Raw genomic sequence first — 15,308 nt, 5'->3', positions numbered from 1 at the left:
TTATTTCAAATGTAATAAAAATTTTTTATAAAATAACACCAATTTTAAACCATTTTTTCTTTGATATAAGCACTTTTTCTACAGACATAACTTTTTTTCCTGATATTTGGATTTGTTCAATATTCAGTATTTTATTAATAGTGTTCACTTGAATTCCTCTTTTGTCTGCTAATATAATTTCTCCTATAGAATAATTTTTTTTATATTTGGACATTACGCTTGCTTTCCACACTTTAATTATAGTTTTGTTTATCATAAAATAACAAATGGGCCACGGATTAAAAGCTCTTATTAAACGTTCTAATATTTCAGCTTCTATATTCCAATTTAAAAAGGCATTTTTTCTAAAAATTTTTTTCGATAGAGTTGCATATTTTTCATTTTGAATTTTTTGTATTATTCTATTTCTTGCTATTTTTTCTAAAGTTTCTGATAATGCTTGAATACCAATCGGAATTAATTTTAAAGATAAACTATGAGTTGTATCTTTCGGACATATACTGCATTCTTTTGAATAAAGAATATTCCCTGCATCAATTTTTTCATTAATAGAAATGATGCTTATTCCAGTTTTTTTATCTCCATTTAAGATTGCTGATTGAATGGGAGTAGCCCCTCTCCATCTGGGTAGTAATGATGCATGAACGTTAATGCAGCCCATTGGAAAAATAGATAAAATTTCTTTAGGTATTATTTGTCCATAAGATACAACTATCATAATATCTGCTTTATATTTAGATATTTGATTAATAGTATTATTATTGAATTTTAGTGGTTGAATTATAGGAATATTATATTTTATAGAAATCATTTTTACAGCAGAAAAAATTATTTTTTTATTTCTCCCAGAAGGTCGGTCTGGTTGGGTAATAATTGCTTTTATACAATGTTGAGAATTTATTAAAGATTGTAAATGTTCTGCAGAAAAATAAGCTGTTCCAGCAAAAATTATTTTTAATTTTTTCAAATTTACTTTATCCTTTAATAAAATTTTTTTTGATTTTTTATTTTTAGTATTTTTTTAATTTTTTTTTGAAACCTTTCTTGCTTAAATAAAGAAAGATGATCAATAAATAATTTTCCTTGAAGATGGTCTATTTCGTGTTGAATGCAAATAGACAGCATTGATTCAGCTTTTATTTGTACATTTTCTCCATTTAAATTCGTTGCTAAAACTTTTATGTATTTAAATCTAGGTACAAAATCTCGATACTCAGGTATCGATAAGCAACCTTCTTTTATACTGATAAAACCATTTTTTTCAATAATTTTAGGATTTATGAGTATTAAATTATTTTTTTGTGTTTCCATTTTATGAATAACAATAATTTGTAATTGAATGTCTATTTGAGTTGCTGCTAATCCAATTCCTTCTCCATAATTCATAGTATCTATCATATTTTTTGCGATTTTTTTTATTTTTTCATCGATTACAAGAACGGGTTTTGCTACCAATTGTAATCTCTTGTCTGGATAATTTAGTATTTTTAAAACTGACATATAGTTTAGATATGAGATTATTTAATTTTATTTATTAGTATAAACTTTTTTATTATAATTAAAAGTTTACTTTTTCAATTGTGAATAAATTTATTTAAATTTTTTCAATAGATATTATAATTTCGTACTTTCTGAACATTTTATTTAAAAAATACGCAATATTTTACATATTCTATATAATTATATTTAAAATAAATTTTTAAAGAATTTAATAAAAAATACTAAAATTTTTTAATATGTAATTGAGGATATAATGTTTGAAATATTAATATATTTATTTGAAACTCATATTCATGGAGAATCAGGAATTTCTATTAATTATGAGAGCTTAACCAATGATTTATTAAATATAGGCTTTCAAAGAAAAGATATTTATAATACTTTACGTTGGTTAAAAAATTTGTCTTCTTGCAAAAAAAATATAATTTCATCTATTGATTTAAATTCACATCAAATTTCAACTAGAATTTATACAGAAGAAGAGTGTTTTAGATTAAATTCTGACTGTCGTGGCTTTCTTCTTTTTTTAGAACAACTCGAGATACTCACATTAGACACTCGTGAAGTCATAATTGATAGAATAATGGAATTAGACGTAGATAGATTAAGTCTTGAAGATTTAAAATGGATTGTTTTAATTATTTTATTTAATATTCCTGGATGTGAAACAGTTTATCGAAAACTTGAAAATTTATTATTTAATTTTAAAATAGAAGTTATTCATTAAATTTAATTTTTTAAATATTAAAATATTCAAAATTTTGTTTTTATGAGAGATTTTAGTGAATACTAATAATTTTTTAAATTCGTTGTTTTATTGCGTTCAAGTCTTGAATAATAAGAATGTTATTGCTTATCCTACAGAATCTATGTTTGGATTGGGTTGTGATCCAACTAGTGAAGAGGCTGTAAAAAAATTATTGATTTTAAAAAAAAGAAGCATAAAAAAGGGTTTAATATTAGTAGCTTCACAATATGATCAAATAAAAATGTATATAAATGAATCAAAAATATCTATTCGAAAAAAAAATCAAATGTTTTTACATTGGCCGGGACCATTTACTTTTTTAGTACCAGCAAATTCTTCAGCTCCTTATTGGCTCACTGGTAGTTTTAACACCGTAGCTGTTCGTATAAGTAATCATTTTTGCATAAAAAAATTGTGTGATTCTTTTGGAAAAGCTTTAATATCAACTAGCGCTAATATTACAAATATGGTTCCATGTTTAACTCCAGAAGAAGTCTTTAAGTGTTTTGGAAAAAATTTTCCTTTATTAAATGGAAAAATAGGAAATGAGAAATATCCCTCTAAAATCATTAATATTATTAATGGAAAATTAATTCGTCATGTGTAAACTTCAAAAATATGATTACGCTGTATTTGGGAATCCAATTAATCACAGCAAATCTCCTAAAATCCACAGTTATTTTTCTCAAATCACGGGTATTTTTTATTCTTATAAGGCTATTAATGTTCCATTAGGTGTTTTTCCTTCAGTAGTTTTAGACTTTTTTAAAGGATATGGAAAAGGTTCAAATGTTACAGCTCCATTTAAAGAGCAAGCATATCTATTATCTGATAAATTGACTGAAAGGGCTAAAATAGCTGAGTCTGTTAACACATTGAAAAAAGTAGATGATGGAAGTATTTTAGGAGACAATACTGATGGAACAGGACTTTTATCTGATTTAATTCGATTAAACTTTATTAAGAAAAATTATTTAGTTTTAATTTTAGGAGCAGGTGGAGCTGTAAGAGGAATTCTTCATCCGCTTTTATCTTTTGGATGCTCAGTTTTTATTTTGAATAGAAGTAATGTCAATGCAGAAAAAGTTGTATTAAAATTTAAAAAATATGGAAATTTAAATGTTTTTAATAATCAATTAATGAACAAAAAATATTTTAATTTAATTATTAATGCTAGATCAAGAGATGCAAAGGATATGAAGAATTTTGTTCCTTTATCTATGATTTCCTCTAAGACTTTTTTTTATGATATGAATTATAATTCTATTAATACTCCTTTTGTTAATTGGTGTTCAAGCATAGGAGCTCGTTTTTTTTCTGATGGAATTGGAATGCTAGTGTTTCAAGCAGCTCATTCTTTTTTTTTATGGCATGATATTTTTCCAAGCACTGAATTAATTATTAAAATATTAAGTCAAGAAAACAAAATGTGTTTAAAATGATATGTTTTTTATTTTAAATTAATTTTAATTATTTTAATTAATACAAGTTTTTTAATTTTTTAAAAAATTAAAATTATAAAAATATTTTATTGTTTTAATTTTTCATAAAAAAATGCTTGACTCTTTTTTCGATCTGTATTATTTATAATACTCAGTTCTTCTATATATTTTTTTAAAGTCCCCTTCGTCTAGAGGTCTAGGACATCGCCCTTTCACGGCGGCAACAGGGGTTCAAATCCCCTAGGGGACAATAATATTTCAAAAATTTTTTAAAAATTTTTATATACTAAATTAAATTACTATGTTATTCTTAATATGTAATTTAAAATAAATTAAAAGTTAAAAACTTAGCTCTTTAAAAATTCGGAAAAAACAAGCATATATAACTTATATTTGTTATTTAAAAACACCTGTGGGTTGTAAGGTTAAGCAAATAAGCGTACATGGTGAATGCCTTGGCAGTCAGAGGCGAAGAAGGACGTGCAAATCTGCGAAAAGCGTCGGCAAGCTGATATGAAGCGCTAAAACCGGCGATATCCGAATGGGGAAACCCGATGCAAAAATGCATCATTATTAACTGAATCAAATAAGTTAATAAAGCAAACCAAGGGAACTGAAACATCTAAGTACCTTGAGGAAAAGAAATCAAATGAGATTCCCTTAGTAGTGGCGAGCGAAAAGGGAAAAGCCCAGAACTAAAATCAATAAAAATTAAAGTAGAATAATTTGGAAAAATTAGCGATACAGAGTGATAGCCTCGTATATAAAATAATTTTTATTGTGAGTTCAAAAAGTAAAACGGGACACGAGAAATCCTGTTTGAAGATGGGGGGACCATCCTCCAAGGCTAAATACTCCTGACTGACCGATAGTGAACTAGTACCGTAAGGGAAAGGCGAAAAGAACCCCGGTTAGGGGAGTGAAATAGAACCTGAAACCGTGTACGTACAAGCAGTAGGAGCATATTTCTTTAATTTTTATGTAACTGCGTACCTTTTGTATAATGGGTCAGCGACTTGTACTCTGTAGCAAGGTTAACCAAATAGGGGAGCCGAAGGGAAACCGAGTCCTAAATAGGCGTTAAGTTTCAGGGTACAGACCCGAAACCCGGTGATCTAGCCACGAGCAGGTTGAAGGTTAGGTAAAACTAACTGGAGGACCGAACCGACTGATGTTGAAAAATCAGCGGATGACTTATGGCTAGGGGTGAAAGGCCAATCAAACCGGGAGATAGCTGGTTCTCCCCGAAAGCTATTTAGGTAGCGCCTCGTGAATTCATCTTCGGGGGTAGAGCACTGTTTCGGTTAGGGGGCCATCCCGGCTTACCAATCCGATGCAAACTCCGAATACCGTAGAATGTTATCACGGGAGACACACAGCGGGTGCTAACGTTCGTTGTGGAAAGGGAAACAACCCAGACCGCCAGCTAAGGTCCCAAAGTCATAATTAAGTGGGAAACGATGTGGGAAGGCATAAACAGCCAGGATGTTGGCTTAGAAGCAGCCATCATTTAAAGAAAGCGTAATAGCTCACTGGTCAAGTCGGCCTGCGCGGAAGATGTAACGGGGCTAAAATTATGCACCGAAGCTGCGGCAGTAAAAAATGTTTTTTTGCTGGGTAGGGGAGCGTTCTGTAAGCCGTTGAAGATGTATTGTAAAGTATGTTGGAGGTATCAGAAGTGCGAATGCTGACATGAGTAACGATAAAGCAGGTAAAAAACCTGCTCGCCGAAAAACCAAGGTTTCCTGTCCAACGTTAATCGGGGCAGGGTAAGCCGACCCCTAAGGCGAGGCTGCAAAGCGTAGTCGATGGGAAACAGGTTAATATTCCTGTGCTTAATTTTACTGCGAAGTGGGAACGAAGAAGGTTAGATTATCCAGGTGACGGTTATCCTGGTTTAAGTGTGTAGGTATAACAATTAGGAAAATCCGATTGTTTTTAATCTGAGGCATGAAGACGAATCATCAAGGTGATGAAGTAATTAATACCACGCTTCCAAGAAAAGCCTCTAAGCATCAGGTAAAGTTAAATCGTACCCTAAACCGACACAGGTGGTTAAGTAGAGTATACTAAGGCGCTTGAGAGAACCCAGGTGAAGGAACTAGGCAAAATAGTGCCGTAACTTCGGGAGAAGGCACGCTAGTTTTAAGTGAATGGATTTACTCCAAGAGCTGAATCTAGTCGAAGATACCAGCTGGCTGCAACTGTTTATTAAAAACACAGCACTGTGCAAACACGAAAGTGGACGTATACGGTGTGACGCCTGCCCGGTGCCGGAAGGTTAATCGAAGGAGTTAAAGGAAACTTGAAGCTCTGAACTGAAGCCCCGGTAAACGGCGGCCGTAACTATAACGGTCCTAAGGTAGCGAAATTCCTTGTCGGGTAAGTTCCGACCTGCACGAATGGCGTAATGATGGCCAGGCTGTCTCCACCTGGGACTCAGTGAAATTGAAATTGCTGTGAAGATGCAGTATATCCGCGGCAAGACGGAAAGACCCCGTGAACCTTTACTATATCTTGACACTGAATTCTTAATTTTTATGTGTAGGATAGGTGGGAGACTATGAAATTAAAACGCAAGCTTTAATGGAGTCAAACTTGAAATACCACCCTTAAAACTTGAGTGTTCTAACCTAGTGCCGTAAACCGGCATAGAGACAGTGTCTGGTGGGTAGTTTGACTGGGGCGGTCTCCTCCCAAAGAGTAACGGAGGAGTACGAAGATTGGCTAATTACGGTTGGAAATCGTAAGGTTAGTGCAAAGGCATAAGCCAGTTTAACTGTGAGCGTGATAACGCGAACAGATGCGAAAGCAGGTCTTAGTGATCCGGTGGTTCTGTATGGAAAGGCCATCGCTCAACAAATAAAAGGTACTCCGGGGATAACAGGCTGATACCGCCCAAGAGTTCATATCGACGGCGGTGTTTGGCACCTCGATGTCGGCTCATCACATCCTGGGGCTGAAGCAGGTCCCAAGGGTATGGCTGTTCGCCATTTAAAGTGGTACGCGAGCTGGGTTTAGAACGTCGTGAGACAGTTCGGTCCCTATCTGCCGTGGGCGTTGGAAGATTGAGGGGGGCTGCTTCTAGTACGAGAGGACCGAAGTGGACGCATCACTGGTGTTCGGGTTGTCATGCCAATGGCATTGCCCGGTAGCTAAATGCGGAAAAGATAAGTGCTGAATGCATATAAGCACGAAACTTGCCTCAAGATGAGTCTTCCCTGAAGACTGAAATGTTTACTGAAGGGACGTTGAAGACTACAACGTTGATAGGCTAGGTGTGTAAGCGTAGTGATACGTTGAGCTAACTAGTACTAATGACCCGAGAGGCTTAACCTTACAACACCAGAGGTGTTTTAAAATAAATTTAATAAAAGCTTGTTTTTGCTGAATTTATTTTTTATAATTTAATAAAATTTTTTTAAAAATGCCTGGTAAAAATAGTAAAGTGGTACCACCTGAATCCATTCCGAACTCAGAAGTGAAACGCTTTAACGCTGATGGTAGTACGGGGTCTCCCCGTGTGAGAGTAGGTAATTCCAGGCAAATACAAAAAAACCCGAAATTTTTGTATTTGCTGTGAGTAATTTTAAAAAAATTATTATATCTTTTTAAGAGTAATAAATTTTTATAAAAATTCAGTTTTTTAATAAATTACTTTCTAGCCAATAATGAATTTAGATGTTAATCTATCTAAATTAAAATGCTATTTTTATATTTTAGCATTTTAAATGTTTTTAATATCAGTATATATTTTTCATTTAAAGGTAATATAGATGTCCAAGATTAAAGGTAATGTTAAGTGGTTCAACGAATCTAAAGGGTTTGGTTTTATTACTCCTGAAGATGGAAGTAAAGACGTATTTGTTCATTTTTCAGCTATACAAAGCAACGGATTTAAAACTTTAGCAGAAGGTCAAAGTGTAGAATTTGAAATTACCGAAGGAGCAAAGGGACCCTCTGCGGCTAATGTTATTAGTTTATAAAACTTTTTTATTTTTTTAAAAACAAAATATATTCTGCACGATACGGCTCTTTTTCGAAAGAGTCGTACTTTTTAACAAAATTATTTTTTTAAATTATTTTTCTAAAATAGTGTTATATTTTCTATAAAACCATTCTCACAATATTTATTTTGCTAATTTCATGATATAAAATTTCAATTTGTTCAAAATTTTTAGCGCAAATTGTAATTGAAACAGAAAGATAATTCCCTCTATTACTTGATTTAACTTGAGGCGTATAATCTCCAGGAATTTGAATTTGAATGACTTTTATTATTTGATCAATAAGTTCAGGTTGAGCTAAACCAATGATTTTATAAGTAAAAAAACAAGGGAATTTTAACATTTCTCTTAATTTTGTCTTCATTATTGATCCTTGTTTTTTATAAAAATTTTATTTTTTGCATAAAATTCTTTATGTTAATTTTATTCAAAAAAAATATTAAAACAAATGAGAATAATTAAATAATAAAAAATTATTAAGATAAAATCTCTATAAGATTACTAGTTTAACATATTCTCTATAGAGAATATTATATATTTTATGTTATTTATTAACAATAAAATGCGTTTTTATAGGACATAAATTATGTTAAAGATTTTTAATACGTTAACGTGCAAAAAAGAAATTTTTAAACCAATTATAAACAATAAAATTAATGTATACGTATGCGGTGTAACCGTATATGATTTATGCCATATTGGTCACGGTCGTACCTTTGTAGTTTTTGATATGATTGTTCGTTATTTAAGAGATTCTGGTTTTCAAGTGACATATATTCGCAATATTACTGATGTAGATGATAAAATTATTCTTAAATCGATAAAAAATAAAATGAGCATCAAACATTTTACTGATAATATGATTAAAGAAATGAATAAAGATTTTAGTTCTTTGGGGCTTTTAGTTCCCAATCAAGAACCCCGAGTAACAAAACATATTCATGAAATTATAACATGTATAACAGAACTTATTAATAAAAAACATGCTTATATTAACCAAATTGGTGATGTTGTCTTTTCAATAAAAAGCAGCAAAAAGTACGGAACGTTATCTCGGCAATCATTAAATTTTTTAAAGTCTGGTTCGCGAGTACCTTTTAATTATATGAAAAAAAATCCATTAGATTTTATACTGTGGAAAAAATCTATTGAAGAAGAGTATTCTTGGGATTCTCCTTGGGGAAAAGGTCGTCCTGGCTGGCATATTGAATGTAGCGCTATAACTAATCATTATTTTCAAAATCATATAGATATTCATGGAGGTGGATCTGATTTATTATTTCCTCATCATGAAAATGAATATTCTCAATCTATTTGCTTGAATAATTCATGCATAATAAATTATTGGATGCATGCAGGAATGGTAATTATAAAAAATCAAAAAATGTCTAAATCCCTTGGAAATGCTCATTATTTAAGGAACATTTTATCAAATTATGATGCTGAAACTTTAAGATATTTTTTTTTATTAACACATTATCGTCACCCTATTCATTTTTGTGAAAACAATTTAAATAAAGCAAATGCGTCTCTTAAACATTTATATGTATCACTAAACGATGTTGATCCCATCTATAATCAGACAGAAGGAATGAATTTTGAAACTGAATTTTTTAATGCTATGAATGATGATTTTAATACTCCTAAAGCTTTTTCTGTTCTGTTTTTATTATCTCGAAAAATTAACTCTATTAAACATCAAGATAATCTAAAAGCTAGTCGTCTTGCTTTTAGATTACGTTTTTTAGCAGGAAAGTTGGGTTTTTTACTAAAAAATCCACAAGATTTTTTAAAAAATAAATCTAATTTAAATCCGAATATAATTAAAAAAATTGAATTTTTAATAGAAAAAAGAAATATAGCTAGAAAATACAAATTATGGAAAGAAGCTGATAGTTTAAGAAAAAATTTAAAAGATTTAGACATAATATTAGAAGATTTACCAGAAAAAACAATATGGAGAAAAAAATAAAAATGTTAATAATGTTAAAAAATACTTTTTCTATTTTTATTTAATTTAAGTTATACATTATATATTAATCATGATATTTTTCACATGCTTCTAATGTGTTTTGAAGTAACATAGCAACAGTCATAGGCCCTACTCCACCAGGAACTGGAGTTATATAAGATGCTTTTAAGTAAGCAGATTTAAAGTCTACATCTCCTACTATGTTTCCGTTTTTTAATCGATTGATTCCAACGTCTATCACAATAGACCCTTCTTTAATCCATTCTCCTTTTAAAAAATTTGGCTTTCCAATTGCTACAACTAATAAATCTGCAATTTTTACATGATTTTTTAAGTTTTTTGTAAATCGATGCGTAACAGTAGTAGTGCACCCTGCTAGTAATAATTCCATACTCATTGGTCTTCCTACTATATTAGATGCACCAACCATTACCGCATGAAGTCCGTGTGTTTTAATATTATTATAATTTAGTATTGTAATAATTCCTCTTGGAGTACAAGCTCTTAATTTTGGAGTTCTTTGACAAAGAGAGCCTGTATTATATGGGTGAAAACCATCTACATCTTTATCAGGAGAAATGCTACTCAGTATTTTAGAGTAATTAATTTGTTTTGGAAGTGGTAATTGAACTAAAATACCGTCAATATTTTTATCATTATTTAATTTTTCAATAAGATTAAGTATTTCGTTTTCATTAATATATTCATTAAAATTCCAACATTTTGAAAAAAATCCAACGTTCTTGCATGCTATTTTTTTGTTTTGAATATAAATTTGAGATGGAATATGATTACCAATGGATATCATTGCTAATCCAGGTATTCTTTTCCCATTTTTTTTTCGTATTTTTATTTCATTTGAAATTTTCAATTGTATATTTTGTGATATTTTATAGCCATCTATAATTATTGCTGACATTAGTAACTCGATTATTTATTTTAAAAATTAAAAAGTTATATAATAAAGTTAGAAGAATTTTTTTATCTTTCATAAAATAAAATATAATAATATTTCTGGCAATTTAATTATATATATATTATATTAATATTATTAATTTTAATTATTTATGCGTTCTTAGCTCAGTTGGATAGAGCAACGGCCTTCTAAGCCGTAGGTCACAGGTTCGAATCCTGTAGAACGCATAAAAAATGTTTAAATAATTTATTGTAAAATAAATTGAATTTTATTTTTTATGTTTAAAACTGAATCAGTGCCATTAATTTTAAAATATTTAATATTTCCAATCTTTTTTTCATTTTTATAATATTGATCTAACAAATTTTTATTTTTTTTATGTTCTTCTAATCTTTTTTTTAAAATTTCTAAATTATCATCCTTTCTAAGACTGAGCAAATCACCAGTTACATCATCTTTTTCTTCTATCTGAGGTGGATTAAATTTAATATGATAAACTCTTCCTGATGGAACATGTATTCTTCTTCCAGAAATTCGTTCTAATATTAATTCATATGGTACTATAAATTCAATTACATAATCAATTTTGATGTTTAATTTTGATAAAAAATGAGCTTGATCAATTGTTCTTGGAAAACCATCTAGCATGAATCCATTTATGCAATCATTTTTTTCAATTCTTTGTTTGATTACATTACAAACAATTTTATTAGAAACTAATTGTCCTTTTTGGATTTTTTTCTTTATTTTGTTACCTATCTCGTTTTTTAAATAAATATTTTCTCTTAGAATATCACCAGTTGATATTGAGGGAATTTTGTATTTTTCTACAATAAATTTTCCTTGAGTTCCTTTACCTGTTCCAGGTGCACCTAATAAAACAATACGCATTTTTATTTCTTATTAATATGTAAATATAGTTGTTTTGAGATTACTACTATGTAGAGTAGTAATCATATTTTTTATTATTTAATTAATAACTTATTCATTCTAGCAATAAATTCATGTGGGTTGTCTAAATTTCCTTTTTCTGAGAGTAAAGACTGATCAAATAATAATTGAATCCATTCATTTAATTCAATTGTATCACTAATGGAACATATTTTTTTTATTAAATTGTTTTTTGGATTAATTTCAAAGATATATTTTAGATCTGGTACAGATTGTCCCGCTGCAGAAAAAAGTTTAGCCATTTGAGTTGTCATTTCATTAGAATCACTAATTAAAATACATGGAGTATCTGTTAATCGATTCGTTAATCTTACATCTTTAACTCTATCACCAAGTATTTTTTTTACATTTTTTAAAAAATTAATTATTTCTTTTGGAAATTCATCATTTTTTATTTTCTTTTCTTTTGTTATTTTACTGAGAGATGAATCTTCTTTGCTAATTGACTGAAATTTTTTACCTTCAAAATCAATTAGATAATTCATCATCCATTCATCAATTCTATCCGATAGTAATAACACATCAATATTGTTTTTATGAAATAATTCTAAATGCGGACTATTTTTTGCTGATATATAACTATCTGCTGTTATGAAATAGATTTTGTCTTGATCTTTAGACATTTCAGATATGTACTTTTTTAACGACATATTTTGTTCAGAACTGTTATTTTTTATTGATGTAAATCGTAAAAGATTTAAAATTAAATTTATATTTTTACTGTCTTCAGCAGGACCTTCTTTTAAAATTAATCCAAATTCATTCCAAAAAATTTGGTATTTTTTAGGGTCATTTTTTGATAATTTAGAAAGCATGTTTAAGGATCTTTTGACTAATGCTTTCTTTAAGTTTTGTGTAATTCGATTGTCTTGAAGTATTTCTCTCGAAATATTTAAAGGTAAATTGTTAGAATCAATTAATCCTTTAACAAATCTTAAATAATTAGGAAGAAATTCTTCCGCATTATCCATAATGTAAACACGTTTAACATACAATTTTAAACCATGTTTATGATCTCTATTCCATATATCCCAAGGAGCTTTTTTTGGTATATATAGTAAACTTATATATTCTTGAATTCCTTCTACATGATTATGGCTCCATATCAGTGGATCGTTCTGATCATTGGTAAGATGTTTATAAAAGTCTTTGTATTCATGTTCATTAATAGATGATTTATTCAAAGTCCAAAGAGCTTGAGCTTTATTAATTTGCTCCCAAGAATAAGTTTTATTTTTTTCATCATAATTTTGTATTTTTATTGGTACAGTAATGTGATCAGAATATTTTTTAATAATATTTTGAATTCGCCATGTTTCTAGAAACTCATTTTCTTCTTTTTTTAAATATAAAGTGATTTCTGTACCTCTTGTTTTTTTAACAATATCAGAGACGTTATACTCTCCCTTTCCAAAAGATTCCCATAACGTTCCCGTATTATGTGGAGATCCGGCAAATCGAGTTCTTAAAGAAACTTTATCAGATATAATAAAAGATGAATAAAATCCAACTCCAAATTCTCCAATAAGTTCATTTTTTTTATTATTTCTTTCTAAGGATTCAAGAAATGATTTAGTTCCAGATTTAGCAATAGTACCTAAATTTTCAATTGTATCTTGACGAGTCATTCCTATTCCATTATCACTGATAATTATTGTTTTTTGTTCTTTGTTAATGGATATTTGAATTTGAGTGTCTCTATCGTTTTCATATAAATCTGGTGAAGATATAGATTCAAATCTTAATTTATCAATTGCATCTGATGCATTAGATATTAATTCTCTTAAAAAAATTTCTTTATTTGAATATAAAGAATGAATCATTAAATGTAACAATTGTTTTACTTCAGATTGAAAATTATACACTTCTTTGTTTTGCATATTCATCTAAATGTCTCTTATTGAATCATGATTATTTTATTTTTTAATAAAAGTACTTTTTTAAAACAAATATTTTTTTAAAAAATAGATATGCATTAATAATATGTTTTTTAATAATATTTAAATTTTTTTTTGTTAGTTTTTATAAAGGCAGGTTAAATTCAGATGGAATTTGCATGCCTGTAGATATAGAAGACATTTTCTTTTTTTGTTCTTCAGATATTCTTCTTGCGGCATCATTAAATGCAGCAGCAGCCAAATCTTCCAACATATCTTTATCATCTTTCAGTAAACTAGGATCTAGTTCTACTCGTCTACAATTGTGAGCGCCATTAATTGTAACTTTTACTAATCCTGCTCCAGCTTCTCCTGTCACTTCTATTTTAGCCATTTCCGCTTGAATTTTTGCCATTTTTTCTTGCATTTGTTGCGCTTGCTTCATTAAGTTTCCTAAACTATTTTTAGTAAACATATTTTATTTTCTCTTTTTATTATTTTTTGTTTAAAATTATGAAATGTTTCACTTATAATTTTTATATTTCATTTATTGCTCTAAGCAACGTCATTTCTACTCCTATTTTTTGACTAGGAGCAAATTCTAATTCTTTTATTCCATTTAATAGTATTTTGTAGCATAACTGAATATCACTTTTTTTAGTTTTTTTAGCTATACTATTAATTTTATATTTAAAATTTTTTACTTGATTTTCTTCCCATATTAAAGGAAAAGACTGTAACATTGCAATATGGTGCAGGAAATGTAACATTTCTATTAATATTTTTTCCCATGATATTCCCGTGTGACTTATTTCATTTAGTAAAAAGATTATCTTTTTAAAATTTTTATTTAAAAGCGCTTCAGTCAGTAAAAAAGATTGTTTTTGAGTTGGAATTCCTAGCATTTCTGTAACTTTATTAAAAGAAATGTAACCTTTTCCTAATTGTATAGCTTGTTCAATTAAATTTAAAGCATCTCTCATGCTTCCTTGAGCATAGTAAGATATTGTTTTTAAAGCGTTTTCATGAAAATCAATGTTTTCTTTTACTAAAATTTTTTTTATATGTTTAAAAATATTTTCTTCAGAAAGTAACTGTAAATTAAAATACAAACAACGAGAAATAATTGTTTTAGGTATTTTATCTACATCTGTAGTAGCTAAGATAAATTTTACATGTTTTGGAGGCTCTTCAAGAGTTTTAAGAAGTGCATTAAAACTATGACGAGAGAGCATGTGGACTTCATCAATTAAATAGATTTTAAAACGTCCTTTATTAGGAAAATAATAGATATTATCTAAAATTTCTTTAATGTCTTCTACTTTTGTTCGAGAAGCGGCGTCTATCTCAATAAAGTCTAAACATAATCCTTTTTCTATATCTTGACAAATATCACATTTTCTACAAGGTGCTGCTGTGATTCCTTCTTTACAGTTTAAACTTTTTGCAAGCAACCTAGAAATAGTTGTTTTTCCAACTCCTCTCGCTCCAGAAAATAACCATGCATGATGCACTCTTCCAAGAGATAATCCATTAGATACAGCAGAAACAATATTTTTTTGACCAATAATATCTTGAAAAGATTGAGGTCTCCATTTTCTAGCTAATATTTCATAGTTCATATTATTTTTTTATGTAAAAATGTTATTTTTTATATAAAATTTTTGAGATATAAATATATTTATTTTTTATTTATTAAAAATATTATTTGTAAAATATATAATTTAATAATACAATAAATAATAACTTAAGAATATAAAAAATTATAAAAATAAAAGAGATTTCTGTTAGTCTCAGACACTGTTAATTTAAATAATTAGTCAGGTCTGGAAAGAAGCAGCTACATTAAATGATACAGGTGTTTTGAACAAGCTAACAGAATCTCTAAAAAATGT

General features: G+C 28.8%; 13 protein-coding genes, 2 tRNA genes, 2 rRNA genes and 1 other RNA gene. 10 read left to right on the top strand and 8 right to left on the bottom strand.

Annotated elements, in window-relative coordinates:
- Nucleotides 1–25: 25 nt before the first annotated feature.
- Both fmt and def read right to left on the bottom strand, forming a co-directional pair.
- A complete protein-coding gene (gene fmt / locus D9V75_RS02400; RefSeq protein ID WP_158343839.1) occupies nt 26–967 on the bottom strand; it encodes a methionyl-tRNA formyltransferase in 942 nt (313 codons plus the stop codon).
- Nucleotides 968–981: 14 nt separating this feature from the next.
- Nucleotides 982–1,500 (bottom strand): peptide deformylase, encoded by a 519-nt coding sequence (gene def / locus D9V75_RS02395; protein ID WP_158343837.1) that lies wholly within the window; start codon nt 1,498–1,500, stop codon nt 982–984.
- Nucleotides 1,501–1,753: 253 nt separating this feature from the next.
- Here def and D9V75_RS02390 point away from each other — a divergent pair, with 253 nt between their 5' ends.
- From D9V75_RS02390 to cspE, 7 genes are all read left to right on the top strand, one after another.
- Nucleotides 1,754–2,227, top strand: a complete 474-nt coding sequence (locus tag D9V75_RS02390; protein WP_158343835.1) for a DUF494 family protein — start codon at nt 1,754–1,756, stop codon at nt 2,225–2,227.
- A gap of 55 nt (nt 2,228–2,282) precedes the next feature.
- Nucleotides 2,283–2,855 carry a Sua5/YciO/YrdC/YwlC family protein gene (locus tag D9V75_RS02385; protein WP_158343833.1) on the top strand — a complete coding sequence of 191 codons (573 nt, stop codon included), beginning with the start codon at nt 2,283–2,285 and terminating at the stop codon, nt 2,853–2,855.
- Nucleotides 2,848–3,690, top strand: coding sequence for a shikimate dehydrogenase (aroE, locus tag D9V75_RS02380; protein ID WP_158343831.1), 843 nt, complete (start codon nt 2,848–2,850; stop codon nt 3,688–3,690). Before D9V75_RS02385 ends, aroE begins: the two co-directional genes overlap by 8 nt.
- Before the next feature lie 177 nt (nt 3,691–3,867).
- Nucleotides 3,868–3,940: transfer RNA gene (locus D9V75_RS02375), tRNA-Glu, on the top strand.
- Between the two features lie 173 nt (nt 3,941–4,113).
- Nucleotides 4,114–7,029, top strand: a 23S ribosomal RNA gene (locus D9V75_RS02370).
- A gap of 91 nt (nt 7,030–7,120) precedes the next feature.
- Nucleotides 7,121–7,235: ribosomal RNA gene (gene rrf, locus D9V75_RS02365) — 5S ribosomal RNA — on the top strand.
- A 231-nt stretch (nt 7,236–7,466) separates the two neighbouring features.
- Nucleotides 7,467–7,676 (top strand): transcription antiterminator/RNA stability regulator CspE, encoded by a 210-nt coding sequence (gene cspE, locus D9V75_RS02360; RefSeq protein WP_009874442.1) that lies wholly within the window; start codon nt 7,467–7,469, stop codon nt 7,674–7,676.
- Nucleotides 7,677–7,797: 121 nt separating this feature from the next.
- On the opposite strand, the gene ybeD is transcribed toward cspE, so the two are convergent.
- Nucleotides 7,798–8,061, bottom strand: a complete 264-nt coding sequence (gene ybeD, locus D9V75_RS02355; RefSeq protein ID WP_158338733.1) for a DUF493 family protein YbeD — start codon at nt 8,059–8,061, stop codon at nt 7,798–7,800.
- A 222-nt stretch (nt 8,062–8,283) separates the two neighbouring features.
- On the opposite strand from ybeD, the gene cysS reads away from it, so the two are divergent.
- Complete coding sequence (gene cysS / locus D9V75_RS02350) at nt 8,284–9,669, top strand: cysteine--tRNA ligase (protein WP_158343829.1); 1,386 nt, start codon at nt 8,284–8,286, stop codon at nt 9,667–9,669.
- A 64-nt stretch (nt 9,670–9,733) separates the two neighbouring features.
- Here the strand turns inward: cysS and folD are convergent, their stop codons facing one another.
- Nucleotides 9,734–10,588, bottom strand: a complete 855-nt coding sequence (folD, locus tag D9V75_RS02345) for a bifunctional methylenetetrahydrofolate dehydrogenase/methenyltetrahydrofolate cyclohydrolase FolD (protein WP_158343827.1) — start codon at nt 10,586–10,588, stop codon at nt 9,734–9,736.
- A gap of 150 nt (nt 10,589–10,738) precedes the next feature.
- Here folD and D9V75_RS02340 point away from each other — a divergent pair.
- Nucleotides 10,739–10,812 (top strand) — tRNA-Arg (locus D9V75_RS02340).
- 19 nt (nt 10,813–10,831) lie between these two features.
- Here the strand turns inward: D9V75_RS02340 and adk are convergent.
- The 4 genes from adk to dnaX form a co-directional block, all read right to left on the bottom strand.
- Nucleotides 10,832–11,476, bottom strand: coding sequence for an adenylate kinase (gene adk, locus D9V75_RS02335; protein WP_158343825.1), 645 nt, complete (start codon nt 11,474–11,476; stop codon nt 10,832–10,834).
- Nucleotides 11,477–11,550: 74 nt separating this feature from the next.
- Nucleotides 11,551–13,422: a molecular chaperone HtpG gene (gene htpG / locus D9V75_RS02330; RefSeq protein WP_158343823.1), complete on the bottom strand. Its 1,872-nt coding sequence runs from the start codon at nt 13,420–13,422 to the stop codon at nt 11,551–11,553.
- A 136-nt stretch (nt 13,423–13,558) separates the two neighbouring features.
- Nucleotides 13,559–13,888 carry a YbaB/EbfC family nucleoid-associated protein gene (locus D9V75_RS02325; protein ID WP_158343821.1) on the bottom strand — a complete coding sequence of 110 codons (330 nt, stop codon included), beginning with the start codon at nt 13,886–13,888 and terminating at the stop codon, nt 13,559–13,561.
- A gap of 61 nt (nt 13,889–13,949) precedes the next feature.
- Nucleotides 13,950–15,035, bottom strand: a complete 1,086-nt coding sequence (gene dnaX, locus D9V75_RS02320; protein ID WP_158343820.1) for a DNA polymerase III subunit gamma/tau — start codon at nt 15,033–15,035, stop codon at nt 13,950–13,952.
- Nucleotides 15,036–15,198: 163 nt separating this feature from the next.
- On the opposite strand from dnaX, the gene ffs reads away from it, so the two are divergent.
- Nucleotides 15,199–15,294: signal recognition particle sRNA small type (ffs, locus tag D9V75_RS02315), an RNA gene on the top strand.
- Nucleotides 15,295–15,308: the final 14 nt, after the last annotated feature.

Origin of the sequence: Buchnera aphidicola (Muscaphis stroyani), from assembly GCF_005080865.1 — a bacterium.
Taxonomy (GTDB): Bacteria; Pseudomonadota; Gammaproteobacteria; order Enterobacterales; family Enterobacteriaceae; genus Buchnera; species Buchnera aphidicola_AG.
The sequence above is the reverse complement of the archived record's forward strand: the minus strand, read 5'-3'. Positions and strand labels throughout refer to the sequence as shown.

Coding starts and splice junctions, on each gene's coding strand:
- cspE (WP_009874442.1), top strand. CDS start 7,467: ATGTCCAAGATTAAAGGTAATGTTAAGTGGTTCAACGAATCTAAAGGG.
- adk (WP_158343825.1), bottom strand. CDS start 11,476: ATGCGTATTGTTTTATTAGGTGCACCTGGAACAGGTAAAGGAACTCAA.
- ybeD (WP_158338733.1), bottom strand. CDS start 8,061: ATGAAGACAAAATTAAGAGAAATGTTAAAATTCCCTTGTTTTTTTACT.
- cysS (WP_158343829.1), top strand. CDS start 8,284: ATGTTAAAGATTTTTAATACGTTAACGTGCAAAAAAGAAATTTTTAAA.
- aroE (WP_158343831.1), top strand. CDS start 2,848: ATGTGTAAACTTCAAAAATATGATTACGCTGTATTTGGGAATCCAATT.
- dnaX (WP_158343820.1), bottom strand. CDS start 15,035: ATGAACTATGAAATATTAGCTAGAAAATGGAGACCTCAATCTTTTCAA.
- D9V75_RS02325 (WP_158343821.1), bottom strand. CDS start 13,888: ATGTTTACTAAAAATAGTTTAGGAAACTTAATGAAGCAAGCGCAACAA.
- D9V75_RS02390 (WP_158343835.1), top strand. CDS start 1,754: ATGTTTGAAATATTAATATATTTATTTGAAACTCATATTCATGGAGAA.
- folD (WP_158343827.1), bottom strand. CDS start 10,588: ATGTCAGCAATAATTATAGATGGCTATAAAATATCACAAAATATACAA.
- def (WP_158343837.1), bottom strand. CDS start 1,500: ATGTCAGTTTTAAAAATACTAAATTATCCAGACAAGAGATTACAATTG.
- htpG (WP_158343823.1), bottom strand. CDS start 13,422: ATGAATATGCAAAACAAAGAAGTGTATAATTTTCAATCTGAAGTAAAA.